At 62.2% G+C, this 24,610-nt stretch carries 19 protein-coding genes and 1 tRNA gene; 11 read left to right on the forward strand and 9 right to left on the reverse strand.

Going from position 1 to position 24,610, the window contains the following annotated elements; genetic code table 11:
- Positions 1–36 precede the first annotated feature (36 nt).
- Entirely contained in the window at positions 37–255 is a 219-nt protein-coding gene (sp36, locus tag ABDZ81_RS12650) for a Sp36 family protein (protein ID WP_343774356.1), read from the forward strand.
- On the forward strand, positions 252–1,277 hold the full coding sequence (locus ABDZ81_RS12655; RefSeq protein WP_343774357.1) for a DUF7972 family membrane protein: 1,026 nt from the start codon (positions 252–254) through the stop codon (positions 1,275–1,277). Before sp36 ends, ABDZ81_RS12655 begins: the two co-directional genes overlap by 4 nt.
- 45 nt (positions 1,278–1,322) lie before the next feature.
- Here ABDZ81_RS12655 and ABDZ81_RS12660 read toward each other — a convergent pair whose 3' ends face one another.
- The 3 genes from ABDZ81_RS12660 to ABDZ81_RS12670 form a co-directional block, all read right to left on the reverse strand.
- On the reverse strand, positions 1,323–3,761 hold the full coding sequence (locus ABDZ81_RS12660; RefSeq protein WP_343774358.1) for a heavy metal translocating P-type ATPase: 2,439 nt from the start codon (positions 3,759–3,761) through the stop codon (positions 1,323–1,325).
- An 89-nt stretch (positions 3,762–3,850) separates the two neighbouring features.
- Entirely contained in the window at positions 3,851–4,603 is a 753-nt protein-coding gene (locus ABDZ81_RS12665; protein ID WP_343774359.1) for a helix-turn-helix domain-containing protein, read from the reverse strand.
- 84 nt (positions 4,604–4,687) lie between these two features.
- Complete coding sequence (locus ABDZ81_RS12670) at positions 4,688–4,972, reverse strand: DUF7967 family protein (protein WP_343774360.1); 285 nt, start codon at positions 4,970–4,972, stop codon at positions 4,688–4,690.
- A gap of 117 nt (positions 4,973–5,089) precedes the next feature.
- Between ABDZ81_RS12670 and gcvPA the strand changes: the two genes are divergently transcribed.
- The 3 genes from gcvPA (at position 5,090) to nikR (ending at position 8,526) form a co-directional block, all read left to right on the forward strand.
- Entirely contained in the window at positions 5,090–6,496 is a 1,407-nt protein-coding gene (gene gcvPA, locus ABDZ81_RS12675) for an aminomethyl-transferring glycine dehydrogenase subunit GcvPA (RefSeq protein WP_343774361.1), read from the forward strand.
- A complete protein-coding gene (gene gcvPB, locus ABDZ81_RS12680; RefSeq protein ID WP_343774362.1) occupies positions 6,493–7,980 on the forward strand; it encodes an aminomethyl-transferring glycine dehydrogenase subunit GcvPB in 1,488 nt (495 codons plus the stop codon). The genes gcvPA and gcvPB overlap by 4 nt, the downstream gene beginning before the upstream one ends.
- A gap of 114 nt (positions 7,981–8,094) precedes the next feature.
- Complete coding sequence (gene nikR / locus ABDZ81_RS12685; RefSeq protein ID WP_343774363.1) at positions 8,095–8,526, forward strand: nickel-responsive transcriptional regulator NikR; 432 nt, start codon at positions 8,095–8,097, stop codon at positions 8,524–8,526.
- 43 nt (positions 8,527–8,569) lie between these two features.
- Here nikR and ABDZ81_RS12690 read toward each other — a convergent pair whose 3' ends face one another.
- Both ABDZ81_RS12690 and ABDZ81_RS12695 read right to left on the reverse strand, forming a co-directional pair.
- Positions 8,570–9,901, reverse strand: coding sequence for a sulfatase family protein (locus ABDZ81_RS12690; RefSeq protein WP_343774386.1), 1,332 nt, complete (start codon positions 9,899–9,901; stop codon positions 8,570–8,572).
- Between the two features lie 68 nt (positions 9,902–9,969).
- A complete protein-coding gene (locus ABDZ81_RS12695; RefSeq protein WP_343774364.1) occupies positions 9,970–10,134 on the reverse strand; it encodes a DUF7838 family putative zinc beta-ribbon protein in 165 nt (54 codons plus the stop codon).
- Positions 10,135–10,373: 239 nt separating this feature from the next.
- Here ABDZ81_RS12695 and ABDZ81_RS12700 point away from each other — a divergent pair, with 239 nt between their 5' ends.
- Both ABDZ81_RS12700 and ABDZ81_RS12705 read left to right on the forward strand, forming a co-directional pair.
- Entirely contained in the window at positions 10,374–11,558 is a 1,185-nt protein-coding gene (locus tag ABDZ81_RS12700; RefSeq protein ID WP_343774365.1) for an ABC transporter substrate-binding protein, read from the forward strand.
- Between the two features lie 66 nt (positions 11,559–11,624).
- Positions 11,625–12,158 carry a cob(I)yrinic acid a,c-diamide adenosyltransferase gene (locus ABDZ81_RS12705; protein WP_343774366.1) on the forward strand — a complete coding sequence of 178 codons (534 nt, stop codon included), beginning with the start codon at positions 11,625–11,627 and terminating at the stop codon, positions 12,156–12,158.
- Here the strand turns inward: ABDZ81_RS12705 and ABDZ81_RS12710 are convergent.
- Positions 12,155–13,888, reverse strand: coding sequence for an adenine deaminase C-terminal domain-containing protein (locus ABDZ81_RS12710; RefSeq protein WP_343774367.1), 1,734 nt, complete (start codon positions 13,886–13,888; stop codon positions 12,155–12,157). The two genes, ABDZ81_RS12705 and ABDZ81_RS12710, sit on opposite strands and share 4 nt — an antisense overlap.
- Complete coding sequence (locus ABDZ81_RS12715) at positions 13,885–14,841, reverse strand: MBL fold metallo-hydrolase (RefSeq protein WP_343774368.1); 957 nt, start codon at positions 14,839–14,841, stop codon at positions 13,885–13,887. Before ABDZ81_RS12715 ends, ABDZ81_RS12710 begins: the two co-directional genes overlap by 4 nt.
- 423 nt (positions 14,842–15,264) lie before the next feature.
- On the opposite strand from ABDZ81_RS12715, the gene ABDZ81_RS12720 reads away from it, so the two are divergent.
- Both ABDZ81_RS12720 and ABDZ81_RS12725 read left to right on the forward strand, forming a co-directional pair.
- Entirely contained in the window at positions 15,265–15,519 is a 255-nt protein-coding gene (locus tag ABDZ81_RS12720) for a DUF7553 family protein (protein WP_343774369.1), read from the forward strand.
- Between the two features lie 53 nt (positions 15,520–15,572).
- Positions 15,573–15,647 (forward strand) — tRNA-Val (locus ABDZ81_RS12725).
- Between the two features lie 582 nt (positions 15,648–16,229).
- Here ABDZ81_RS12725 and ABDZ81_RS12730 read toward each other — a convergent pair.
- Entirely contained in the window at positions 16,230–20,063 is a 3,834-nt protein-coding gene (locus ABDZ81_RS12730; RefSeq protein ID WP_343774370.1) for an Eco57I restriction-modification methylase domain-containing protein, read from the reverse strand.
- A 499-nt stretch (positions 20,064–20,562) separates the two neighbouring features.
- Complete coding sequence (locus ABDZ81_RS12735) at positions 20,563–21,147, reverse strand: zinc ribbon domain-containing protein (protein ID WP_343774371.1); 585 nt, start codon at positions 21,145–21,147, stop codon at positions 20,563–20,565.
- A gap of 1,298 nt (positions 21,148–22,445) precedes the next feature.
- Between ABDZ81_RS12735 and ABDZ81_RS12740 the strand changes: the two genes are divergently transcribed.
- Entirely contained in the window at positions 22,446–23,246 is an 801-nt protein-coding gene (locus ABDZ81_RS12740) for a hypothetical protein (RefSeq protein WP_343774372.1), read from the forward strand.
- A 288-nt stretch (positions 23,247–23,534) separates the two neighbouring features.
- Positions 23,535–24,413, forward strand: coding sequence for a hypothetical protein (locus ABDZ81_RS12745; RefSeq protein ID WP_343774373.1), 879 nt, complete (start codon positions 23,535–23,537; stop codon positions 24,411–24,413).
- Positions 24,414–24,610: the final 197 nt, after the last annotated feature.

Raw genomic sequence — 24,610 nt, forward strand, 5'->3', positions numbered from 1 at the left:
GAAATGTGCTTATGCCGAACGGTCGAACGTGTTCTCGTGAGCGACAACCGTCCATCGGAATGGGAGTACCGTAGCCTCAGACCGCCCCGGGAGCCGACCCAGAAGGAAGCCCGGGATCCGATCGAGGAGCTCAACGAGCTCGGCGCGGAGGGCTGGGAACTCGTCGAGACGATCGAGTACACCGGCGGCGGGACGAAGTACCTGCTGCTCAAGCGCCCGGCCGACGCCGGCGAGCGGCCGCGGGACGACGGATGAGCGCGGGCGACAGCAACGGCGACATCGGCACCGCGGACACGATGCGCGGTCGGGCCGACGAGAGTCGGGTCAAGATCTGGCTGCTGTTCCGGACGAATCGGTTCGTCCTGACGGGCGGATTTGCCGCGCTCGTGTTCCTGTCGTTTCTGGGACTGAGCGTACTCCTGGAGCCGCCCCTGTCCGCTCAGCTCACCACCGACGACACCATCGAGACGACGTTCTCGACGATGGTCAGCGCGATCATCACGGGGACCACGCTGGTCGTCACGATCAGCCAGCTCGTGCTTTCCCAGGAGAACGGCCCGCTGGGCGACCAGCGAAAGCGGATGAGCGACGCGATGGACTTCCGGACCTACACGAAGGACCTGTTCGGCACCGTCGTCCCGGCCGACCCCTCGGCGTTCCTCGGGTACCTCGCCGAGGAGACCGAACGACGCGCGGAGGTGGTCGATCGCGTCGTCAGCGGAAGCGACAACGAGGAGCTGAAAAGCCAGACCGGCGAGTTCGTCGACAGCCTTCACGGCAACGCCGAGGAGGTTCAGGACGAGCTCGACGGCGCCCAGTTCGGCACGTTCGACGTGCTGTTCGCCGCGCTGAACTTCAACTACGGCTGGAAGATCTACCAGGTCGAGCGCATCGTCGACGAGTTCGGCGACGAGCTCGACGAGGACCAGCGGGAGGCGTTCGACGAACTCCAGTCGGCCCTGGCGATGTTCGGTCCGGCCCGCGAGCACATCAAGACGCTGTACTTCCAGTGGGCGCTCGTCGACCTCTCGGTGTACATCCTCTACGCGGCGATCCCCGCGCTGGTCGTCGCCGGCGGCATGCTCACGTTCGTCGGCTCGGCGACGTTCACGGGCGCCTTCCTGTCGATCCCGACCGTCACCTGGGTGTTCGCGGCGGCCTTCACGATCTCGCTGATCCCGTTCCTCCTCTTTGTCGCCTACATCCTCCGGATCGCGCCGGTCGCCAAGCGGACGCTGGCGATCGGCCCGCTGATCCTCCGGGAGTCACAGCGGTAGACGGACGCCGAGTTTCGGCGTCGCGCCCGTCGTTCCCCGCTCCCGTTACTGGTCTCCCGCCACCGCATCGCCCTCGAACCGGTCGGGCGTCACGCGCGAGAGCCGCATCGCGTTGCCCGTCACGCCGAGGCTCATCCCCATGTCGCCGACGACCACCGCCAGCGCGACCGAGACGTAGCCCAGCGGGACGCCGAACGCCAGCAGCGCCTTGACGCCGAGGCTCGACCAGATGTTCTGCCGGATGACGGCGTTGCCCCGGTGGGACAGGTCGTACAGGTACGGCAGCTTCCCGACGTCGTCACCCATCAGCGCGATGTCGGCCGTCTCCAGGGCCGTGTCGGTGCCCGCCGCGCCCATCGCGACGCCGACGTTCGCGGTCGCCAGCGCCGGCGCGTCGTTGACGCCGTCGCCGACCATCGCGACGCTCCCGTACTCCGATTGCAGCGCCTCGATCGCGTCGACCTTCTCGTCGGGCAGCAGCTCGGCACGGTACTCGTCGACGCCGACCTCCTCGGCGATCGCCCGCGCGGTCCCCTCGTTGTCGCCGGTGAGCATCACGACTCGGCCGACGCCGAGGTCGCGCAGGCGCTCGACGGCGCGTTTCGAGGCGGGTCGGACCTCGTCGGCGACCGCGACGACGCCGAGCAGTTCGGACTCGGTCCCGACGAGCACGACCGTTTTGCCCTCGCGTTCGAGCGCCCGGATTCGGTCGGCGACCGACCCGACGTCGGCGTCCGGCTCGTCTTCGGCGCCTGCGTCGGGCTCTCTATCGGCGTCGGACGCCGTCGCGACCGACCCGCCGTCGGTCCGCCGGCTCCCCGCGGCTCCGACGCCCGCGTTCGAGAGGTCGACGCCGAGTTCCTCGAACAGCGCGGGCTTGCCCGCGTAGAACGTCCGACCGTCGAGGTCGGCGCGGACGCCCTTCCCCGTCAGGCTCTCGAACTCCGAGGGCTCGGGCAGGTCGTCGACGCCCGTCTCGTCGGCCCGGTCGAGGATCGCCCGCGCGATCGGGTGCTCGCTCCGGCGCTCCAGCGCGGCGGCGCGCCGCAGCAGGTCGTCGGCGTCGCCGCCGTCCGTCGGGACGACGTCGGTGACCGCCAACTCCCCCTTCGTGAGCGTCCCCGTCTTGTCGAGGGCGACGGTGTCCACCTCGCCCATCGCTTCGAGGTAGTTGCCGCCCTTGATGAGGACGCCGTTCTTCGCGGCGCTGGTGATCCCCGAGACGACCGAGACGGGCGTCGAGATCACGAACGCGCAGGGGCAGGCGATCACCAGCAGGGTGAGCCCGCGGACGAACCAGGTGCCCCAGTCGCCCGGGAGCGAGAGCGCGAACCCGGCCGCCCCGACCGTCGTCGAGCCGTCGATCAGCAGCGGCGGCACGGCGGCGGTGAGAATCGCCAGCGCGACGATAACCGGCGTGTAGTAGCCCGCGAACCGGTCGACGAACTGCTCGGTTTCGGTCTGCTCGGCCTGGGCGCCCTGAACCATCTCGATGATCCGCGAGAGCGTCGAGTCGCCCGCGGTCGACGTGACCTCGATTTCGAGGTATCCCTCGGCGGCGATCGACCCCGCGAACGCCTCGTCGCCCGGCGTCTTGTCGACCGGGACGCTCTCGCCGGTGATCGGCGACTCGTCGACCGCGCTCTCGCCCTCCCGCACGACGCCGTCGAGGGGGATCTTCTCGCCCGGCCGAACGACGACCGTCTCGCCCACTTCGACCTCTTCAGCCGGAACCGTGATCTCCTCTCCACCGCGCCGGACCGTCGCCTCGTCGGGCGACAGCTCCATCAGCTCGCGCAGCGAGTCCCGGGCCCGGTCCATCGCGAAGTCCTCCAGCAGCTCGGCGACGCTAAACAGCACCGCGAGCGTCGCCGCCTCGACGAAGTAGCCGATCCCCGTCGCCGCGACGATCGCGGTCCCCATCAGCAGGTCGATGTCCAGGCTGCGCTGGCGCGCCGAGTAGTAGCCGCCACGGATCACGGGGAGTCCGCTTGCGACGACGGCGCCGACGAACAGCACGTCCGCGAGCGAGAGCGGGTAGTCGAGCACGCTCGCGACCTCCGGATTGAGCCCCGTCAGGACGAACTCGAACAGGAGCCCGAACGCCACGAGGACGGCCCCGATCCAGGTCTTGATCGCGCGCGTGCTCGTCCAGATCTCGGCGGGCGGCGCGACGTCGACGCCGCCGGCGCTGGCGTCCTCGCCGTCCGTCTCTTCGCCGTCGCCACCGACGACCTCGTAACCCGCGCCCTCGATCGCCGCGACGAGAGCGGACCGATCGGTCCGATCGGGGTCGTAGGTCACCGTCGCCGTTCCCGTCGTCGGCTGCTCGGTGGCGTCGACGACGCCGTCGACCCGCTTGAGGCTCTTGTCGACTTTCCCGGCACAGGACGGGCAGTCCATCTCGGGGACGGAGAAGCGAGCGGTCAGCTCGCGCCGCTCTCCGCCCCCCGCCTCCGCACCCTGGTCCGACTTCTCTGTCATCAGATCAGGGTTGGGGCGGTACGTCGATAAGCCTTAGTTGGAATATTCCAACTCGGATTCGAGCCGCGTCACCCACCCGGAGCCACCGATCAGAGCGACGCCGATGGGCCCTCGACGCCCGGTTCCTCGGCGACGTGTCGCTTCGCCAGTTGCTCCTCGGCCCGCCGGAGCCTGTAGGTCAGCGTCGACCGGGGAACGTCTAGGTGGTCGGCGAGTTCGCCGACGTCGACCGCCCGCGGCGATTCGTAGTAGCCGTGCTCGACCGCAGCCCTGAGCGCGGCCTCCTGCTGCGGCGTCAGCTCGTTCGCCTCGCGACTGCCGGCCTCGCCCGGCGACGCCGCGCTCTCGCCGGTCCGGAGCATCTCCGTGCGCGCGCAGTCGCCGACCGCCTCCTTCAGGTCGTCGAAGAACTCGCCCACGTCGCCCTCGCCGGAGTGGACCAGCCGCCAGGTGTAGTGGCGCCCCTCGTGGCGCGTCTCGAACAGCACGCCGTCGCCGAGATGGTCGCGAGCGATGTGGGGCACCGAGTCGCAGTTGGGAGTGCGCTCCCAGTACGAGTACAGCACGAGCGCGTCGTCGGTGTGTTCGAGCACTTCCGTCGACTGGGTTGCCCCGCAGTGCTCGGTCGCCAGGCAGTCGGCGTAGTAATCGGCCGTCAGAAAGGCGTCCTCGATCGCGTCGAGCGCGTCGGGCGACCCCGTCGCGTGGTCGACTCGCCAGAGCTTCTCGTCGGTCGCGTGCAAGGAGAGCGACCGGATCCGGGCGTCCGGGTGCTCCGCGAGCGTGTCGGCAACCCTGTTGCAGCCCGGCTCGTACTCTAGGGCGAAGGCGAGTTCGCGCATAGCTGGGGGTACGGGTCGGCGGCCTAAAACCGTGCTGCGAGCGCGGTTGCGGTGCCGCCCCCGGCAAGCTCGCGCCGCTCCGCCTCAGATCACGTCGTCGGGCTCGTGAACCTCCGCCATTCGCTGGGCTTCGGCGGCGTACTGCTCCCGAAGATCGGCGTCGTCGACGGCCCCGAGATTTCCCGGCTCGGCGTCGACCGCCGCCGTCGTGTCGCGGACGTCGGTAAAGGAGGTCAGCGCCCGCTCCTTCCGGAAGTACCGCTCGCCGTCGGGAGTCGCGTACGTGAGAATGATCAGGTTCTGCTCGTCGTCCGAATACGTCCGCTCGACGAGCCAGACGCGGACGCCACCGTCGGTATCGCCTTCCATACCTATTCGTTCGAGGACCGGACGGAAGTCGGTGGCGCCGATCGGCGCTGAAGTGGATTTGCTATCGCACTATGGGATTTATCGCGTACGAAGTGCCGGAAAAACCGGGGTCCTGATATGCCCCTGGCGGCAACGAACGGACGTGATAGACGCAGTCAGCAAGCGGCGGGCGACGAGGGGGCGCCCGTGACGCGCGAATCGGCAGGCGGGAGCCCGTACGCTCCCCACGGCGAGTCCGAGACCGCGGCGATGCTGTCGGCGGTCGGCGTCGACTCGGCCGAGGAGCTGTTCGACGTGCCCGAATCGGTGCGCTTCGACGGCGAGTTCGGCATCGACGCGCGCGGCGAGCGCGAGATTCGTGAGGAGCTCCGGTCGATGCTCGGCCGGAACGACGATCTCGTCGAACTGCTCGGCCGGGGGCACTACGACCACTACGTGCCGTCGCTGGTCGACCATATCTCGCAGCGCTCGGAGTTTCTGACCTCCTACACGCAGTACCAGCCCGAGATCGCACAGGGGTTCCTGCAGGTTCTGTTCGAGTACCAGTCGCTGTTCGTCGAGCTCACGGGGTTAGAGATCGTGAACTGCTCGATGTACGACGCCGCGACGGCGCTGGGCGAGGCGGCGACGCTGGCCGATCGGGTTCGCAGCGCGAGCGGCCACAGGGTGCTCGTTCCCGAACACCTGCGCGCCGAGCGCCGGGACGTGCTGGCGAACTACGTCTCGGGAACGGACCTGACCGTCGAAAGCTACTCGATGGCCGACGGAAACGTCGATCTGGCGGCTCTCGACGACCTGCTCGACGACGACGCCGTCATGGTGTACGCCGAGACGCCGACGGTTCGCGGCGCGATCGAGGAAGGTCTCGGTGACGTCGCCGATCTGACCCACGACAACGACGCGCTGTTCTGTCTCGGCTCGGACCCGATCGCGCTCTCGCTGCTCGAAGAACCGGCGAGCGTCGGCGCCGACGTCGTGGTCGGCGACGCGAGCGTACTCGGGCTCCCCGCGAGCTACGGGATGGGTCTGGGACTGTTCGCGACGCGCGAGGACTACGTCCGACAGGTCCCCGGTCGACTCGTGGGCGCCAGCGACGACGCCGGCGGACGCCGCGCCTACACGCTCACCTTACAGACCCGCGAGCAGCACATCCGCAAGGAGCGAGCGACGAGCAACATCTGCACGAATCAGGCGTGGGTCGCTCTCCGGACCGCGATCCACGCCGCCTGGCTCGGGCCTTCGGGGCTGGTCGAGGAAGCCGAGCGCGCAGTCGAACAGGCCCAGGAGCTCGCAGCCCGTCTCGACGCCGTTCCGGGCGTCGAGGCGCCGGTCCACGACCGGCACCACTTCCGCGAGTTCGTCGCGCGCACCGACTCGTCGGCTGACGAAATCGCCGCCGACCTGGCCGACCGCGGGTTCGCGGTCCACGCCCTTGACGACGATCTGGTGCAGATCTGTGCGACCGACCACGACGATGCGACGCTCGACGAGTTCGTCGCCGCGTTCGAGGAGGTGACGGCATGAAGTACAATCAAGCACGCTGGTCCCGCGACGACGAGGACGTCTACGAGCCGCTGCTCTCCGAGAAGGACGAGACGACCGTCGAGATCGGCGGCGGAGGGAGCGACGACGGTGGGACCGGCGGCGCCGATGCGGCGTCGAGCGAGGCCGACTCCGGCTCCCCGCTCCCCGACGACCTCACGCGAGACGAACTGACGCTCCCCGAGCTCTCCGAGCCTGAGCTCGCGCGCCACTACACGCGGCTCTCGCAGATGACCTACGGCGTCGACAGCGGGCCCTACCCCCTGGGGAGCTGCACGATGAAGTACAACCCCAAGTTCACCGAGGACGTCGCCGCGCTGGCCGACGCCGCGGTCCACCCCGACCGTCCCGAGCGCCGGCAGCAGGGCACGCTGGAGCTGCTCTACCGGCTGCAGGACTATCTCGGCCGGATCGGCGGAATGGACGCCGTCTCGCTGCAGCCGCCCGCCGGCGCCGCCGGCGAGTTCGCCGGCATCCTCGTCGCGCGCGCCTACCACGAGCACAACGACGAGGGCCATCGCGACGAGGTGATCGTCCCCGAGAGCGCCCACGGGACCAACTTCGCCAGCGCGGCGCTGGCGGGCTACGACGTCGTCGAGCTGCCGGGCGGCGAGGACGGCCGCGTCGACCTCGACGCCCTGGAGGGGGCGCTGTCCGAAAACACGGCGGCGCTGATGCTCACGAACCCCAACACGCTCGGGCTGTTCGAGCGCGACATCGAGGCGATCGCCGAGGCGGTCCACGACGTCGGCGGGCTGCTGTACTACGACGGCGCGAACCTCAACGCCCTGCTCGGACGCGCTCGCCCCGGCGACATGGGCTTCGACATCATGCACTACAACGTCCACAAGACGTTCGCGACGCCACACGGCGGCGGCGGGCCGGGCGCGGGCCCCATCGGCGTCGCCGAGAAGCTCGCGCCGTTTCTCCCCGCGCCCCGAATCCGGCCGGACGAGATGGGGTACGAGCGCTTCGAGCCCGACCACTCGGTCGGCAAGGTCCACGGGTTCGACGGCAACTGGCTCGTGCTCGTCAAGGCCTACGCCTACATCGCCCGCCTCGGCGACGACGGGCTCGCCGACGCCAGCGCGAAGGCCGTGCTCAACGCGAACTACCTCGCCGAGCAGATCGACCTGGATGTTCCGTACGGGCCGTTCCACCACGAGTTCGTCGCCAGTGCGGGCGACCGCGACGCGGCCGAAGTGGCGAAGCGGATGCTCGATTTCGGCGTCCACCCGCCGACGACGAAGTGGCCCGAGATCGTCCCCGAGGCGCTGATGACCGAGCCCACCGAGGTCGAGAGCAAGGACTCGCTCGACCAGCTCGCGGCCGCGTTCGACGCCGTGATGAGCGAGGATGCGGACGCCGCGGCCGACGCCCCGCAGCGGACCGCAGCCCGGCGGATCGACCAGACTTCCGCCGCCCGGAATCTGCGGCTCTCCTGGCAGTCGCTGGACGGGGAGTGACGGCGTTCCGCAGCGGCGTCGTCACGCTGCAGCGGTGTCGTCACACCGCCGCTTCGTCGCGCCGTCGCGCGTCGGTTAGCAATCCTTAATAGATCTAGCGCAGTCAGTTAATACATGACCGTCGTGAGCGTCTCGATGCCGGAGGAGCTGCTGGAGCGGATCGACGAGTTCTCCGAGGACCACGGGTACACCGGCCGCAGCGAGGTGATCCGGGAGGCCTCGCGGAACCTGCTCGGCGAGTTCGAGGACAGGCGCCTGGAGGACAAGGAGCTGATGGGCGTCGTCACCGTCGTCTTCGACTACGAGACCACAAGCGTCGAGGAGCGGATGATGCACCTGCGCCACGAGCACGAGGACCTCGTGGCCTCGAACTTCCACAGCCACGTCGGCGATCACTACTGCATGGAGCTGTTCATCCTGGAGGGCGGGCTGGAGGATATCTCGTCGTTCGTCGGCAAGATCCGCGCGACCCAGGACACGCTGTCGGTCGATTACTCGGTGCTGCCCGTCGACGAGTTCTCGCAGGCGCTCTCCGACGCGAGCTGACGACCGCAGCGCCGTCCGAACTCCACGACCGGCTGTCGATTTCTCACCAGGGAACGATCTCGTCGTAGTCGGCCGGCGGTATCGGGCCGCTCAGCAGCGGATCCTCGGTTCTGCGCATCCACGCGACGAGCCGCCGTTCGAGTTCGTCCCGGACGTGCCGGTACTGGTCGTCCTCGGCGAGATTGTCACGCTCGTACGGATCCGCCTCCAGATCGTACAGCTCGGCGTACGGACGCGGATTCGACTGGAACTCCTCGCGGACCGCTCGTCCCGCCTCGCTCATCAGGATGTCGTCGGTCATGTACACGTCCGGGAGGTGCCAGAAGCTCCGGATGTACTTGTACCGCTCCGTCCGGACGGCTCGTATCGGATTGTACCGGTCGTGCCAGGTCATCTCGGCGAACACGAGCTCTCTCTGGTAGTGTTCCTGATCGGTGAACAGCGGGAGGAAGCTCTGGCCGGACACCTCGTCGAGCACCGTCCCGTCGGCCATCTCGAGGATCGTCGGGAACAGGTCGACGTTGCTCACCAGTTCGTCGTAGCGCTCGCCGCCGTCGATCTCGCCGGGATATCGCAACAGCAGCGCCGCCTCGATGCCGGGATCGTAGCAACAGCCCTTGGCGCGGGGGAACGCGATGCCGTGCTCCGTCGTGAACACAACGAGCGTGTCGTCCGCGAGGTCGGCGGCGTCGAGGGCGTCGAGGACGGCGTCGACGGCCTCGTCGATCGCCTCGATCATCCCCTCCATCTCGGCGAGATCCCGGCGGATCCTCTCCCGGTCGGGGAGGTACGGTAGCGCCTCGACGCCGGCGGGGTCGGCCATCTCGTAGTTGTCGTCGTCGAACCCGTACCGGTCGTCCAGTCGGACGCGATGGGCCTCGAAGAAGCCGAGCGAGGCGAAAAATGGCTCCGTGGGCGGATCGTTGTCGAGGAACGACCGGAACGCCCGCGCGACGTCCCGGGCGCGGTTGACCGCGTGATCCGTCGGCGAAACCGGCGACGTGCGGGCGCCGCCGGGAAAGACGTGTTCGAAGCCGAGCGACTGGGGATCCGTCGCGGCGTGCTGGAGCCCGAACAGGTACGTTTCGTACTCGCGTTCCGCGAGGGCCGCGGGCAGTGTCGCGAACCGATCGTCGATCTCCCAGCGGCCGTGGGCCAGCCCCATCAGCCCGTTGACGTGGGGAAACTCGCCGGTGTGGATGCTGCTGCGGCTCGGCGAGCACTGCGGGGCGGTCACGAAGTGGTTCTCGAACACGGCACCGTCGTCCGCGAGCGACTCCAGCGCCGGCGTGTCGACGTCGCGGTCGTAACAGCCGATTCGCCTACCCAGATCGTGGCAGTGGATCAGGACGACGTTCGGCTCCGAACCGACCAGTGGCACACGGTACTATCGTCGGGACGGAGGATAAACGCTTCAGCGAAACGGGAAAGCGGTCGGCTGTCTCAGGCCGTCGCGCCCGTGTCGACGGTGTCGTCGATCTTCACGAAGCCGTAGTTGCACTCGGGGCAGCGCCACTTCGTCTTCGTCCCGAGGTGGAGTTCCGTGCTGGCCGCGAGCCAGAACGTGTGTTCGGCCTCACACTGCGGACAGTACTGATCCAGTTCCATGCTTGCACGTACCCGGTCCTCGGGATTTAACACTACTGTTTCCCGCAGCCGATCGAACGGCTCGCGTCGATCGCCGAGGGACGCTCTGGCGGGCTAGCGGACCGGAGTAAATGGCATATCGATATACGAAAAGGGGGTCGGCATCCGACCGTTCGACCGCCGAAGCGACACCGATCTGTCGCGTCCCGGGGTCGTGACGAGACGGAAGTCTTTTACTCGTTTTAGGCCTGCCTAAAGGCATGCACGACGAGACGACGCCAAAACGAACGCGACGGAACTACCTCGGGTCGGTCGGCGCTCTGGCCGGCGGCGCCGCGTTGGCGGGCTGTATCGGCGAAAATCCGGGATCCGATTCGGACGGAGGATCCTACTCGGTGTCGATGGCGCCGGTGGGGGAGGTCGAGTTCGACGGGCCGCCCGAGAGCGCGTTCACGATCTATCCGCAGTACGCCGACATGGCCGTCGCGCTCGGCCACAGCGAGGCGATCGAGTCGATGTTCGCCACCAATATGGCCGAGACGACGATGAGCCACTACTACGCCCACCTGGAGGGCGTCGACTACGAGTGGGGCGATCTCGTGAACCCGCTGGACGGGGACTTCAGCCGGGAGACGGTGTACTCGACGGACGCCGACGTCCACCTCGCGGACCCGGCCTGGGTGAGCACCCAGAGCAACTGGGGCGAGTCCGAGATCGACGAGGTTCGCAACCAACAGGGCCCGTGGTTCGGCAACTTCTACAGCGGCACGCACGCCGAGCCGCCCGAGGCGTACCGCGACAGCTACGAGTACTACGGGCTCTGGGAGCTGTTCGGCAAGGTCGCCGCGGTGTTCGACGAGGTCGAGCGCTACGAGGCGATCAAGGCGATCCGCGACGACGCCGTCGCGACGATCGAGGAGAACCTGCCGCCCGAGGACGACCGCCCGACCGCGGTGCGGGTCACGTACAACGCCCAGAACGACCAGTTCTTCACCTACCACCTGAACAAGCCCGGCTACTGGCTGGCCGACACGCGCCCGCTCGGCGCGACCGACGCGTTCGCCGACCGGGACTGGGAGCAGCTTTGGGGTACGGTCGACTACGAGACGATGCTCGAAGCCGATCCGGACGTCATCCTGCACCTCTGGGGGCTGACCCCCTGGCACGACATGAACGACGTCCGCGATACCCTGGAAAGCGAGCCGTCGGGCCAGAAACTCTCTGCGGTCCAGGACGACCGCGTGTACGCCGCCGGGATGCGCTACCAGGGCCCGATCATGAACCTGTTCCAGCTGGAGATGACCGCCAAACAGCTCTACCCGGAGCAGTTCGGCGAGTGGCCCGGCACGCCCGACGGCGGTGCCTCCTATCCCGAAATTCCCGAGGACAAGCAGTTGTTCGACCGTCAGGAGCTGGCGAACGTGATCACCGGATCGAACGAGTAGGCGTCCGAGTGCGTAGCGAACATCGTCCCGGGGAGAACTAAGGTCGTCCGCCGCGTGGGTCCGGACATGAAGATCTACACCGGCCGCGGCGACGAGGGGATGACCGATCTTCGGGACATGTCCCGCGTCTCGAAGACCAGCGCGCGGATCGAAGCGTACGGCACGGTCGACGAACTGAACGCCCTGCTCGGGACCGTTCGGCCGACCGGTCACGACGACGTCGACGAGCACCTCGCCGCGATCCAGAACCACCTCCACGTCGCGCAGGCCGACCTCGCGAACCCCGATCCCGACGAGGACGATCCCGTCGTGCGCGACGAGCACACCGAGGAACTCGAGGCGATGATCGACTCCTTCGACGACGAACTCGACCCCCTGGAGCAGTTCATCCTGCCGACGGGCAGCGAGAAGGGGTCGCGGCTTCACCACGCCAGAACGGTGTGTCGGCGCGCCGAGCGCCGGACCGTCGCGCTCGCGGCCGACCAGACGATCAACGGCGAGGCCGTCCAGTACCTGAATCGGCTCTCGGACGCGCTGTTCGTGCTCGCGCGCGTCGTCAACAAGCGCGACGGCGTCCGCGAGGAGAATCCGGAATACTAGTCGGGATCGAGCCCGACCAGCTCCCGGCGCACGACGTCGGCGTACCCCGAGGTCGTCAGCTTCATCGTCGGGACGCCGACGAACGGCAGCGACGCCAGCGAGACGAGCGGGCGCTCGACGCCGACGCCCAGCGAGCGCACCGCGTTCTCGGCGGCGTCGAGCAGCTTCGCGGTCTCTTCGACCTCGAGATCCGCGGCGCAGCCGCCGACCCGGTAGGGGAGTTCCGCGATCACGTCGCCGTCGCGGACGACCGCCCAGCCGCCACCGAGTTCGTTGACGTGCCTGGCCGCCGCGCGGAGATCGGCGTCGTCAGCGCCGACGGCGAGCACGCCCGTCGCCTCCATCGTCATGCTCGTCGCGACGCCGCCGCGCTCGATGCCGTATCCGGTCAGAAAGCCGGCGAAGCCGGAGCCGTCGGAATCGGGGTGGCGATCGAGCAGCGCGACCTTGGCGACGTCGCGCTCGGGCGCCGCGCGGAGCTCGCCGTCCTCCTGTGCGGGCTCGACCGTCGCCTCGTGGGAGAGCAACCCCTCGCCGAGCTGGATTGCGCGTACGCGACCGTCGGCGCCGGCGGCGTCGGCGGGCACGCGGACGGCGTCGGGATCGGTGCGCACGTCGACGGCGTCGTAGAAGCGCTCGGGGTACTCGTGGCTGCGGGGCGCCACGCGGACCTCGTTGTTGTGGACGACGACCTCGCCGCCGCTGATCACGGTGGTGACGTTGACCGATTGGAGGTCGTCGACGATCAGGACGTCCGCGGCGTTGCCCGGCGCGAGGCTACCCCGGTCGTCGAGCCCGAAGTGGCGCGCGGGGTTCAGCGTCGCCATCCGGATCGCGTCCGCGGGGTCGACGCCTTCCTCGATCGTCCGCCGGACGACGGCGTCCATCAGCCCCTCGTCGAGCAGTTTTCTGGGCCACATCCCGTCGGTCGAGAGCGAGAGTTCGGCGGCGCCGACGCGGTCGACCGCGCCCGCAATCGCCTCGATATCGTCCCGGATCGAGCCGTACCGGCCGATCGCGTGGACGCCGCGCTCGACGCGCTCGACGACGCCGTCGGCGGTGATCGCCTCGTGGTCGTTGTCGACGACGCCCGCGAACGCCGACAGTTTGGCGCCGTCGCAGCCCGCGCCGTGGCCGCAGCTGCGTTTGCCTTCCCGCTCGGCGCGCTCGTAGAGACGTTCGATCGGCGAGTCGCGCCCGACCGCGTGGATCCAGTCGGTCTCGCCGACGCCGACGATCCGGTCGTCCGCGAGCAGGTCCGCGAGCGCCTCGGCCTCGTCCTCGTCGGCGCGGGGCTCCTCGAACGTGTCCGCGAGGGGCTGGGGTGGGACGGTCGCCTTGACCGTGATCGGCAGGTACGAGGTGGCCGCGAGCAGCGCCTCGACGCCCTCGGCGCCGAACGCGCCGCCCAGCCCGGATGTCTCGGTGACGACGGTCGTCGTCCCGCCCTCCAGCGCGTAGTGGTAGGCGTTTTCGAGCGTCTGGACCGTGTCGACGTGCGTGTGGGCGTCGATGAACCCCGGCAGGACGGCCCGGCCGTCAGCGTCGACGACGCGGGTGTCCTCGCCGATCACGTCCTCGGCGCTCTCGGGCAGCGCGGCGATCTCGTTGTCGCAGACCGCGACGTCGAGCGCGCGGAACTCGCCGGTCTCGGGGAGGAACACGCGCCCGCCGGCGATCACGAGATCCGCGGGCGCCTCGCCGAGCGCGACAGCTTGCGTGCGCTTCATGCTCCTGTCGCCTCGTAGCGGACGAGCCCGTCGTCGCTCTCGGTCGGCGTCACTTCGCCCCGCGCTTCGAGCACGTCGAGGTGGCCGATCGCCTCGCTCATCGCCGGGAAGTACTCGGTCGCGGGCAGGTCGTCGAACAGCCCCTCCATCACGTCCATCGCGGTGGTCGGCTCGTCGACGAGCGCTCGGACGTTGTCGGTGCGGTCCTCGTGGGCGGCCAGCGTCTCGTCGATTCTCCCGTCGGGGTCCTCGATCCGCTCGCCGTGGCCGGGCAGGATCTCGTCGAGGCCGCGCTCGCGGAGCGCCGTGAGGGAGTCGTTGTACGCCGGCAGCATCCGCGGTCGCTCGCCCTCGGGCTTGGCGGGCGGCTGCAACAGCGGGTTCGGCGTCACGTCGCCGAGGACGTGATCGCCGACGATCGCCCGGTCCTGACCGGCCGACTCGTAAGTGAATATCAGTTCGCCCGGTGCGTGTCCCTCGACGGCTTCGACCGTCACGTCCAGCTCGCCCACTTCCAGCGCGTCGCCGTCCGCGAGCGTCGCGTCGACCTCGCAGTCCGGCGCGTAGGGAAGGTACGCCTCGGGCAGTTCGACGACGGTGCTCGCGGTCGAGCGGGACATCCCGTGGGCGACGAAGAAGTCCTCGAAAAAGGACTGCTCGTAGTCGAGGCGGTCGCCGAACGCCCTGATGATCTCGGCGGTCGCGGGCGACGCGAGGACGTCGACGCCGGCCTCGCGGAGCCGGTGCGCGGCCCCGAAGTGGTCGGGGTGGGGATGGGTGATCAGCGCGCGGTCGAGGTCGTCCGGTTCCAGGCCGCGGTCGGCGAGCCCTTCGACGAGAGCCTCCCAGGACTCCTCGCTGTCGGGGCCCGGATCGACAATCGTGCGCCCCGCGAGGTAGGCGTTGACCGGGCCGACCTGGAACGGCGTCGGGATCGAGAGCCGGCTGAACATTCGTGGTCCGTTTGGACGGCCGAACAGTAAAACCGTTTGTGAACCGGTGACTCGCCGTCGATCGTTGTCGCGAAAGAGAGAGATGCTACGGGACGTGTCGGGTCCGATGCCCACGGAGCCTCGACCGTCTGTCGGGACCGTCGCCGGTCCCCGAAGTCTGCTGGCACACCACGGGACGGAGGGCAGGAGCGTCATCCACCGGGTTGCCTCCGACGCCGCGATTTTAGGTATGCCTAACAATTTGTTAAACCCACCGGTTTCGGCTGGCCTAAAAGCAAGTGTTGCGAGGCGGGGATGTCGGCGTCCGCCGCCGCGACACGAACTCACAGCGCGCCCCGAACATCGATGATCGCCCAGCGGCGTGCGACACGTCAGCGCGGTGACGCCACAACTGTTATATCTGTTGCCTACCTACGGTCAGATATGAACCGGCACTTCAGCGATGCGCGGTACTACCTGACCCGAGCGGGAGCACACGCGAAGAAGGGCGTCGTGGAGACGCTCGAACCGGTCGTGGCGAAGGGCCGCGAACTCGCCGGGCGAGAGGCGGAACCGGAACCGGGCCGCGTCGAGCGGCTTCGCGCGAAGCTGGACGACGCCAGCGATCGGGCCGAGAACGAGGCGGCCGACTTCGCCGCCGACGCCCGCCGTCGCGTCCGGCGATACCGCGGGACGTGATCGCTCCGAGAAGCAAGTCTTAAGTCTCGGCTCCGAGTACCGATTTTTGTACCGGGTTGGTGGTCTAGCCTGGTTATGACGGCTCCTTCACACGGAGCAGGTCGGCGGTTCGACTCCGCCCCAACCCATAAAATTTCTAACACTAACCGAAGGACACCAGACAGCCACAGCAGTCCTTATAACGTCAGATATGTCCTTGTGTGGTCCAGAAACTGACCATTCAGTCCAACAGGAACCCTGTTGGGCACGACGCCGTGGCACGATCTCACGTAAAGGAATCGGTGATCAGACAGAAAAGTCTGGCGCCGGTTGCTCGGATCATGAGCTTGACGAGAGTTGCCTGAATTGGATAGTAGATTGACCATCGGGTTCACTTAAAGCGAGGCCTCCCTTGCAACTACTCGTACAGAATTCAATATCGGTTGCTATTGAGAAGATGATTTCCACGGTGGGGGGAACGAGGACCATTCTTCCCGTTCAAGTTCACCTATAAACTGGCGTCGTGATCGGCTCATGCGGAGACACCTCAAGCACCAGAAATGGGTCTCTGGTAAGAGTCTCTCCCTCCTACGAAATTGACATGGTAACCGAAACGTGTTTTCGGTAACACTATATGAGAACTGTCTGTCAATAGTCTCTAATGATGGGAGGGCCAGAGTGAAAGTAAAACTCGATGCTTTGAGCTACTCCTTAGAAGGCTGGATTAACTACTATCTCTCCTCTAACTTGTCGTATTTCTCCAACACCAGATCGAAGTAGTCGTCAGTCATCCGTCGCGGGTTCTGGACTTGGTAGAAATCGTCCAGCACAAACGCAGTTTGCTCTCGATCGAGGCCGTAAGCGTGGAAGGCACCAGCATCGAGCTCGGCCTGTATCTCCTCACGCTCGTCTGGATCAGTTGCTGCGTTGATCCCTAACCGTTCCCGCATCTTCTTGAACACCTCCCCATAGCAATTGAGCTTGGCAGCTCGAGTCCAGATGTGCTCGAACCACTCGTCGCTCTCTGTGAGACGAGGAACTTGTGATTCCTTAAATTTGTACATCACCACGCTGGTGTCAATCTTTGTCCGCATTAGATAGTCAAATGGGATACTGTTGAGGAGGCCCAGCGCGACAAAGAGTTCTCGATCGGAGAAGATACTCTCGTAGACTCCGTGTAGTGGTGACTCCGTGAGATCGTCGTTCTCAGGTATAATCTCGTAAGGACGGATCGTGTGCAGCTTATTATGGCAGACAATCCCATCTGGAATCACAGCTGCGATAAGCGTCCGTTCATTCGTGAACTTCGTGACATCCCGGAAGACGATTCGTGGTGAGGTGCAATCCAATCGCACGTCTTGCTCAGAAAGCTTCTCCCCTCGGTTCTTCTCAAGAAGATCATCGACGAAGCTCACTTGTGAGCCAGTCCCGTCAAATGCATCGTAGATTGCTCGCTTGAGTTTCCGAACATTCTTTTCCCGAATTCGTTGCTTTGCGCTTATGTCCGGATCAACGTCCTCATCGACGCTCCAGAACTCCGGCGGGTTGATATCGACGAACTCGGGATCATGGCTGAACTGATAGATGTTGCTACCTCCATAGACTGGGTAGTCACCCTCGGACGGATCTTCGAGGAATCGATCTGCGTCGTTGGTTCGATCCAACTCTCGATAGGGTGTCGCGTACCATTCTTCGCCTGTATCGTCTCCAATTGGTGGATGTTGGATAATCGTCTCAAGCACTGCCACCTCTGGTTGCTTCTTGAGTTGCGGGAAGATTCGAGCCTCCGGTGAATATTTAAGAAGTACTTCGCCGGGGATCGTCAGGGCCCTCTCATCAAACTCTTGGATGACATCTAACCCGTGTTGCTGGAAAATCCCCTTGAGTTCATCAGTAGAACCGGAGTTTTTCGAGACGACGACGCCGAAGTTGTACCGGCCGTCGACGGCCTCGAAGATATCTCGGTTCTCGAATGTGATAATCGATTGAATCTCCGTCTCCTCGATCAGGTGCGTCCGGAGATCCTTCGTCGATCCTCCGTTGAAGATTGTCCCCGGGAGTACCTGAGCGATATACCCCCCGTCTTTCGAGAGGCTGAAGACTCGTTCCAGAAAGAGCGATGAGAGATCGTTTTCAGTACTCTGGCTCGTTCCGTCGATGAGAGGCTGTTGTAGCCTATATGCGCCCGAGTCGTGGAAGTACTGAGTGATGATCTCAATTTCTCGCTTGTAGTCCTCCCACCCCTGCTCAATATCTGGATCATCAAGCAGTTCCTCTTGACGAGCATCTTTGGCCTCGGGTGGGAGCGAGTGGAAGTCCCCATCATGTCGCATGAAGTAATCGTCACGAGTGGGGCGCAACCGATCCCACGGCGGATTACCTATGATGGCGTCGAACCCACCGTCTGCATATACCTCCGCAAACTCGAGCATCCAGTGGAACGGGGTATACTCTTCCAGATCGTCTTCTGTGACGTCGTCGACAACGTCGCGGAAGTCGTCAAGGATTTGCTCGTCGAGCTCACTACGGTACTCTCTGAGCAGTTCTTGTGCATTCTGACGGTGCTTTTCTGCTTTCTCTGGAAACGCGTTGTACTTCTCGTGGAGTTCAATTTCTTCGATGACATCCTCATACCTCGATCGGACGCTGTTCTCATTCCACCGCTCAAAGGTAGCGAGCCCGTCTTCCGTTTCCTCAGGGAACGCGACGTAGCCGATGAGAGAATTGCCCTGTCGGACGTTGAACGTGATGTTCGGAAGGGCAAGTTCCTCAGTATCCAACTCCTCGACATCTTCTTCGCGGAGTTCGGCGACGATCGACAACCAGAGCCGGAGCTTTCCAATCTCTACGGCGGGCCCCATGATGTCGACGCCGTAGATGTTGTTCTGGACTGTCGTCTTCTTCATCCGGTGGCGAGGGGGGCGAGTCTCTTTCCGATCCCAAAGGGCCTGTCGAACATTGACAATTTCCTCGACGGCTGACGTGAGGAAGTGCCCGCTTCCCATCCCCGGATCGATGACGTAGAAATCGTCAGTTTCGGCCAAGAGTCGGGTGATCAGATCACTCGATCCCGGCAGTCCGTCAATCAGTTCGTAAAGTGTCTCGTACTGCTCAACCTCTGGCTCAGGCCAATCACGTTCCTCTACGAGGATCTTGGCGAACCTGTCTCGAAGTGCTGGACGGACTGTCTCTTCTGCACTGAAACGGGTAATCTCCTTTGGTGTGTAGTATGCTCCAAGATCGGCGTTCTGATCGCCTGCACCAGTAGTAAGGTAATTAATAGTCTTCTCAAATACGCTCCCGAGCACACTCGGATCGATATCCGTGGGGCCCCCATCAGCAGAGAACCGGTATCGTTCAAGAAGGTCTACAATCGACTCCAAGACGCTATCCCGAACATCGAATCCACGCTCGTCGACGTCGGACGAGCTGTCCAATTCGGGGCGGAACAGCCCACCGTTTAGATACGGAATCTCCGAATAGAGATCGATCGGCGACTCTCGCTCTTCTGGTTTGACGTTGAGGATGTCATAGAAGAGCGGATCGAAGAACGACTTGTAGAGGGACTGAGGGTAGATACCATCGTCGTACGTGTCGATGATTGTGGTGAGGAGATCAGGCCGGACGATCTGCTTGTCCTCAAGGAACTTGATGAAGATCAGCCGATTCATCAAGTCCACCGAAAACAGACGAACATCATCCCCATCAGCTTCATCCGGTGGGATAATCCCGTCACCTACCAAACTTCGAGCACGACGTTCTGAATCTGCCTCATCGGTGACACCGAATACTGTTTGGATGTAGTCATCGTAGAACTCATCGGTGATCTCTTCCTGCTTTCGCTTGATGACTTCGCGAGCGTCGTCAATGATAGACAGGAAGTTGTCGTAGTCGAACGTCCGGATCAATCGCGCAACGAGTTCTCGTTCCTCTTCGGTAACTGCTTCCGTTGGCGGGACTTGACTCGTGGTTTGATTTTCAAACAGCGAAAGGAAGACAGGGCGGAGATCGAGTTCCTCGATGATGTTGTGAGAGTAGGTATCGGGCTCATAGCGAACGAAAATCCACCTGATGCCATCGGTAGCGTAGCCGTAGTCTGAATCGAACTCGCGCTGACTCAGCCAACTCTTGACTTGATCTAATCCGTGTCCCCGATCCTGCAACTCCTTGTTGAGGGGTTCAGCCTCGATCAGTAGTCGGCTCGAGTCGACGCCGTCGACGTCTCTCAGCGACACAGAGTAGTCTGCTTGCTCCCCACGCTCGGATGAAAAGTCACCCGCCTCGTAGCCATAGTCATCGTAACCAAGCACCTCAAGCAGTGGCTCGATTACTCGATTCTTCGTCGTCGGCTCGGGATCAAGCTGATCCTGAGTATATTCCGACTTGAGGGTATAGCTTCCTGGATCGCGACGAAACGTCGTATCAAGGAGGTCATCATCAATCTGATCGCGGAGTTGGCGGATGGACTCCGCAATAGCTTCGATCACCCTGTTCTCATCTTCCGTAGAAACCTCAGTATCGAATTCTGCGAAATTGAACTCAGTCTGGGTGTCGCCCACCGACATAGTAGTGATGCGCAACCCTTCTCAACACGGCATTAAGAAAGTACACGTTACGATAGACTGATTAATATAATCTGATAAGAAATAGAGAATAGAAACAGGAGATAGAAGAAGCAGGCAGAATCGAGACTGACAGGAGCCCTCTCCCACCCGCCCATGAGCAGCGTCATCGGACCAGTGTAACCAACAAGTGATGACGATCATGGCTGTCTGTTGGTTACACGTAAGTCGAGACCGTCGCGCTCAAAGTCGATCGAGTCGTCGTAATGGAGTGCTTCGACGATTTGTTCGAACTCGTTCCGAAGTTCGTCGGGAAGTTTGGATTTCCACGGGGGGTGGTCCCGAATTGTAGATGAGCCGTCGCCGTTGTTTCAATCGGCTTCGATAATCCCGAAGGAACGATCAAGAAGGGACGGACTCTCTTATCGTATAATTAGAGTATATGATATAGAACCAATAATTCTGGCGTTCTGAGTTGGCGTGTCGATAGCTTACGATTCAACTATCGAATGAGTTGCTCGAGCTGCTCAAGGGCACGATCGGCAGTTGTCCAGAACTTATTCCGAATTTGTTTGCTCTGACTAATAGGGCTGATCCCGGCAAAGAAGAGTATCGCTCCAGCTATCATCGAAACATATACTCCACTTCCAGCAGACACCAGCGTGCTCTCCGCCAGACGGGGATTATTGCTTATAAACCCGAGCGCAATTAGACATGTGAATCCGCCAGCAGCAGCTGTGAGACTGCTTACTCTCCAGTCCCACGAAGCAAACATGAGAAGTGCTAACAAAATCACTGCAGTGATGAGGACAACAATCCCGTCCGTCCGGGCTCCAGAAACTGAGACGATACCTGCATCTACCCATGGCAGGAACGAACCGATCAGTAAGAGTATTGCTCCAAGTAGCGCAGTTCCTCGTGATGGGCTCAAATCTAACCCCTGAATCAAGGCTGAGTTCCCACCAGACGCCTTTCCAGTCGAACCGGTTGTAGCTTCAGTAGAGAGATCTGCACCACAATCCGAGCAATATGCAGAGTTTGGTGGAACTCGTTCTCCGCATTTACTACAATATTTATTTGATTTCATACCGCTATGATAGCTCGGATTATACTTAAGGATATTGCCAATTTACCCTTCGAGATCCACTTAACGAAAGAGTGGATCGTGAAATCAGGCCTCAGAGTGGAGCAGAGGATTGTAGCGACTGAGAGCGTACCAAGTTTTCCGTACTTTCCAATTTCTGGGGAGGTGCTGGCCCCAGGGGGAACTTTTCGACGTTGAGCAGGGAACAGTCGACTTGGACTCGAGTTTATACGCGTGCTCCAAGACGCCGGCGACAGTGATCGCTCGAGCTTAACAGTCACGACATCGTCGACGAGAGCGCATAGTTCATGGGAAGCTATCATTCGTAGGATATTGCGATATCAGCAGAACATCGAGAGGAAATTGTGGTCAGGATCTCAGGCAGTTGGCGTCGATTGAGAACTTGTCTGGCCGACGAACGATGTTAGATATTGTTCCAGAATGGAATGTAATCCTCCCAAGCATTTATCTTGTTAGATGATATCATACATCTATGGCTAACCAGAAATCCAATAAGGGCAGTAGCGGACGGAAGTCCGGAGACGTTACCGACTCCGAGCTCCTCTCGTCTGAAGATATCAAGGATCTGGTTGACGGGATGGCCAATCACTCGTCAGATGGTGGAGCAAACCCTGGAGGAACATCTCGGGAAAAATCCTCTTGCAAGTGTTGTGGTACCAGGGTTGACCCTGGAGTACACAAATGCAGTCGGTGCGTCGAGGCGGGATGTGCTTACGGTGAGACGAAATGCAAATTCCATTAGATGAGGGCAAGCGTCGTTAGGTAACGCATGGAATTCAATTTCACTTGTGGACTCAATATTCAGTTATATTTTTCAGTACTCCACGGTTTTTAAAACAGAGAAAATCTTCCAGATAGAATGACTCCGCACCCCCATTTCAAAAAATACAGCGTTATTTCATCCAGATTTCAGCATTCAACTCCATGAAGGGATGTAATTGGTGTCCTCGAAGTCACTGAGTGATCATTGGTCCGATCCATACCCTGATAAGACTCTGAAGGAGATCATGTCATTATCGCTAATTGCAGCAAACGAATAATGATAAAGCACGGACGAAGAATGCTATCTCCACAACTGATCTCACCAAAAGCATTAAACTGGTCAGTACCTAACTGGGAATAGAGACGACGTGAAGAGGTTGCGTGGATAGAGTCGCTCTGTGGATGTCGCATGTACCGCCTGCCAACTGCGAGAGGAAAGCTACGACCCGATAGAATGGGATCAACCATTCTTCGGGAAGATCCTCCCCAGAGGCAGGTGGATCATGCGATGATCCACTATGTACGACGAGATACCGTTTCGTGACTGGGAAGGGCAGCAGCTAACCAAACATACTAAGACGGTCAAGAGAGAGACGACAGGGCCGACTCTCAAGAGAGATCCCCAAGCTGCTGGGTTTCATGAGAAGGAAGTTGATAACGAAGAACAGCACTATCGGTATTCTACTATCACTTCCCCTGGTGGGGGAGACCTTCCGTTGTCAACTCCCCTCGAGAACCGTTCGTCAAACGGTCCAGATGGTGCTCCAGCGGTTCTTCGTTCGGATGCGATGGTAACGTCTTCTGAGACAACAATTATGGCTGACAAGGTAGATAGGGCGGTTTCGAGCCAACGGCAACGACTGTACCGACGTATGTGGTACCTCCATCATGATCTGGATATCCGTCCTGGCAAATGGGATCTCGGTCGTGAGTCCTGCTATTATGCAGAGGACCACAGAGTTGGCGAGTACGATAATGATCAGGGACGGGATTACCTCTGCCTCACAGAAGCAGTTCTACAAGCCATGGAGCTCCCGGGTCCTGTTCGCGCTCGGGTGCGATCTATGATCGTGACGGAGAATCTCAATAGTCTCGGAGGAAACCGAGGACTCTATGATGGGATAATTGGATTCAGCGTTCTTTCCTTAACTGAGTTTCTTGGCCTCTCTGAGTTCGCGGAGCTCAAAGAGAGGGAGTGGTGGCCTCTAATAACAGAGATTGCTGATGACCTGGACGTTATCGGAGCAACCGGGCGCAACTTCCGTCTGCTACTCGACTATGTCGAAGAGGAGTACGGAGGTGAACGTCATGCGAACTAACTGGAATAATTCCCACGAGGGGGGGGAGAGCACATCTTTCCGACGTCAGTGGAACTTCTCCCCCCGGAGCTCCGAACTCGTGACCAGTGGCTGATAGCGAAGATTCTCCCTGGAGAGAAGCCTCCGTTGAAGCCAAGCGATCCTACGGCAACTGACGACGGTTTGGAGTTTGAGGAAGCCCTACAGCTGCTTAAAGAACCGGGTCGTGATGCGGAACTCAGAGCACGAGCCAACCCAGACGATCCCTTGGTATTAGGGTTCATGCTATCTACCGATGACTCCTTGATGATGATCGACTGGGACGACGTTTGCGACCCGGCAGTCGGCGATGGGAGCGTCCCAGAAGCGGTCCAAGAGTGGGTGCAGAGATTGGGGACATATACGGAGGTGTCGCCGTCAGGAACTGGTTTAAAGCAGCTCCTCGAGGTAGGCGACGGAATTCCAGACCTGCTTGATGATTACAACCACAAGAACAAGCTGGGACTGGATCCAGTCGGCAATCTCGATGAAGATCCCCACCTTGAGGTGTACACAGAGAACCATTACACCACGGTAACAGGGGACCTCTTCGCACCTCCAACCGCCGATCAGCGGTTTAGTTCCCTCGATCAGGCTGATCAGACCGTATCAGACCTCCTTGAGGAGTATCTATCTCCGTCCACAGCTGGGAACCAGAAGACGGCACCTCCAAGCACAGAACAGAACTCGGCTCAAACAGCTTCTTCTTCTGGAATCACCAGTATTGGGAAGAAGTCGGCAGAACAGTGGTGCGGAGGGACGAACAAGGAGGAAATCCCAGGAGTATGGGTTAGCGTAGAAGGGACACCTACGGTCGACCAAGTTTGGGCGACTGGATGCGCGCTTAGTGATGACTTCCGCTCTCTTTGGAATGGGGAGGTAGCAGGCTATGATACCGTTAGTGAGGCTGATAACGCATTGGTCTCGAGGCTCTGGTACTATTGTGACAATAGAGAGTTGGTCATTAAGACGTTCGAGGAGTCCGGACTCTATGGGATTCGGACTCGCCGGCCAGATCTCTCCGATTGGTCTAAATCCTATCCCAAATGGGACAAGGACTCCTATCGACGGAATACGTTGAGCTCAACTGAGGACAATCGGTGGCCTTCCCATGACGGGCATTATCTCGATCCAAGCCAAACAAAGTAATTGGGGTTTCTGGAAAAGGGCGACAGATGCCCTCTAACCACTATTTGCGAATAGGGTATATTATAGTGAAACGGATGGCCAGAAGAGGAATAGTTCTTTCCAGAATTGAACCCGCGTTTCGTCCGAAGAGTTCTAATGGAGTTTGAACTCTCAAGAGATGTCTTGCTGCAGGATCTGCAGCTCGGGGATAAGGATAC

The sequence above is a fragment of the Natronoarchaeum mannanilyticum genome (genome assembly GCF_039522665.1).
Lineage (GTDB): Archaea > Halobacteriota > Halobacteria > Halobacteriales > Natronoarchaeaceae > Natronoarchaeum > Natronoarchaeum mannanilyticum.

Excerpts from the sequence above, each read along its gene's own strand:
- ABDZ81_RS12715 (WP_343774368.1), bottom strand. The coding sequence starts at position 14,841 with ATGTTCAGCCGGCTCTCGATCCCGACGCCGTTCCAGGTCGGCCCGGTC.
- ABDZ81_RS12700 (WP_343774365.1), top strand. The coding sequence starts at position 10,374 with ATGCACGACGAGACGACGCCAAAACGAACGCGACGGAACTACCTCGGG.
- ABDZ81_RS12735 (WP_343774371.1), bottom strand. The coding sequence starts at position 21,147 with ATGAAATCAAATAAATATTGTAGTAAATGCGGAGAACGAGTTCCACCA.
- ABDZ81_RS12695 (WP_343774364.1), bottom strand. The coding sequence starts at position 10,134 with ATGGAACTGGATCAGTACTGTCCGCAGTGTGAGGCCGAACACACGTTC.
- ABDZ81_RS12710 (WP_343774367.1), bottom strand. The coding sequence starts at position 13,888 with ATGAAGCGCACGCAAGCTGTCGCGCTCGGCGAGGCGCCCGCGGATCTC.
- ABDZ81_RS12720 (WP_343774369.1), top strand. The coding sequence starts at position 15,265 with ATGAACCGGCACTTCAGCGATGCGCGGTACTACCTGACCCGAGCGGGA.
- ABDZ81_RS12740 (WP_343774372.1), top strand. The coding sequence starts at position 22,446 with ATGTACGACGAGATACCGTTTCGTGACTGGGAAGGGCAGCAGCTAACC.
- ABDZ81_RS12665 (WP_343774359.1), bottom strand. The coding sequence starts at position 4,603 with ATGCGCGAACTCGCCTTCGCCCTAGAGTACGAGCCGGGCTGCAACAGG.
- ABDZ81_RS12660 (WP_343774358.1), bottom strand. The coding sequence starts at position 3,761 with ATGACAGAGAAGTCGGACCAGGGTGCGGAGGCGGGGGGCGGAGAGCGG.
- ABDZ81_RS12705 (WP_343774366.1), top strand. The coding sequence starts at position 11,625 with ATGAAGATCTACACCGGCCGCGGCGACGAGGGGATGACCGATCTTCGG.
- ABDZ81_RS12670 (WP_343774360.1), bottom strand. The coding sequence starts at position 4,972 with ATGGAAGGCGATACCGACGGTGGCGTCCGCGTCTGGCTCGTCGAGCGG.
- ABDZ81_RS12730 (WP_343774370.1), bottom strand. The coding sequence starts at position 20,063 with ATGTCGGTGGGCGACACCCAGACTGAGTTCAATTTCGCAGAATTCGAT.
- ABDZ81_RS12745 (WP_343774373.1), top strand. The coding sequence starts at position 23,535 with ATGATCGACTGGGACGACGTTTGCGACCCGGCAGTCGGCGATGGGAGC.
- gcvPA (WP_343774361.1), top strand. The coding sequence starts at position 5,090 with ATGCCCCTGGCGGCAACGAACGGACGTGATAGACGCAGTCAGCAAGCG.
- gcvPB (WP_343774362.1), top strand. The coding sequence starts at position 6,493 with ATGAAGTACAATCAAGCACGCTGGTCCCGCGACGACGAGGACGTCTAC.
- nikR (WP_343774363.1), top strand. The coding sequence starts at position 8,095 with ATGACCGTCGTGAGCGTCTCGATGCCGGAGGAGCTGCTGGAGCGGATC.
- ABDZ81_RS12655 (WP_343774357.1), top strand. The coding sequence starts at position 252 with ATGAGCGCGGGCGACAGCAACGGCGACATCGGCACCGCGGACACGATG.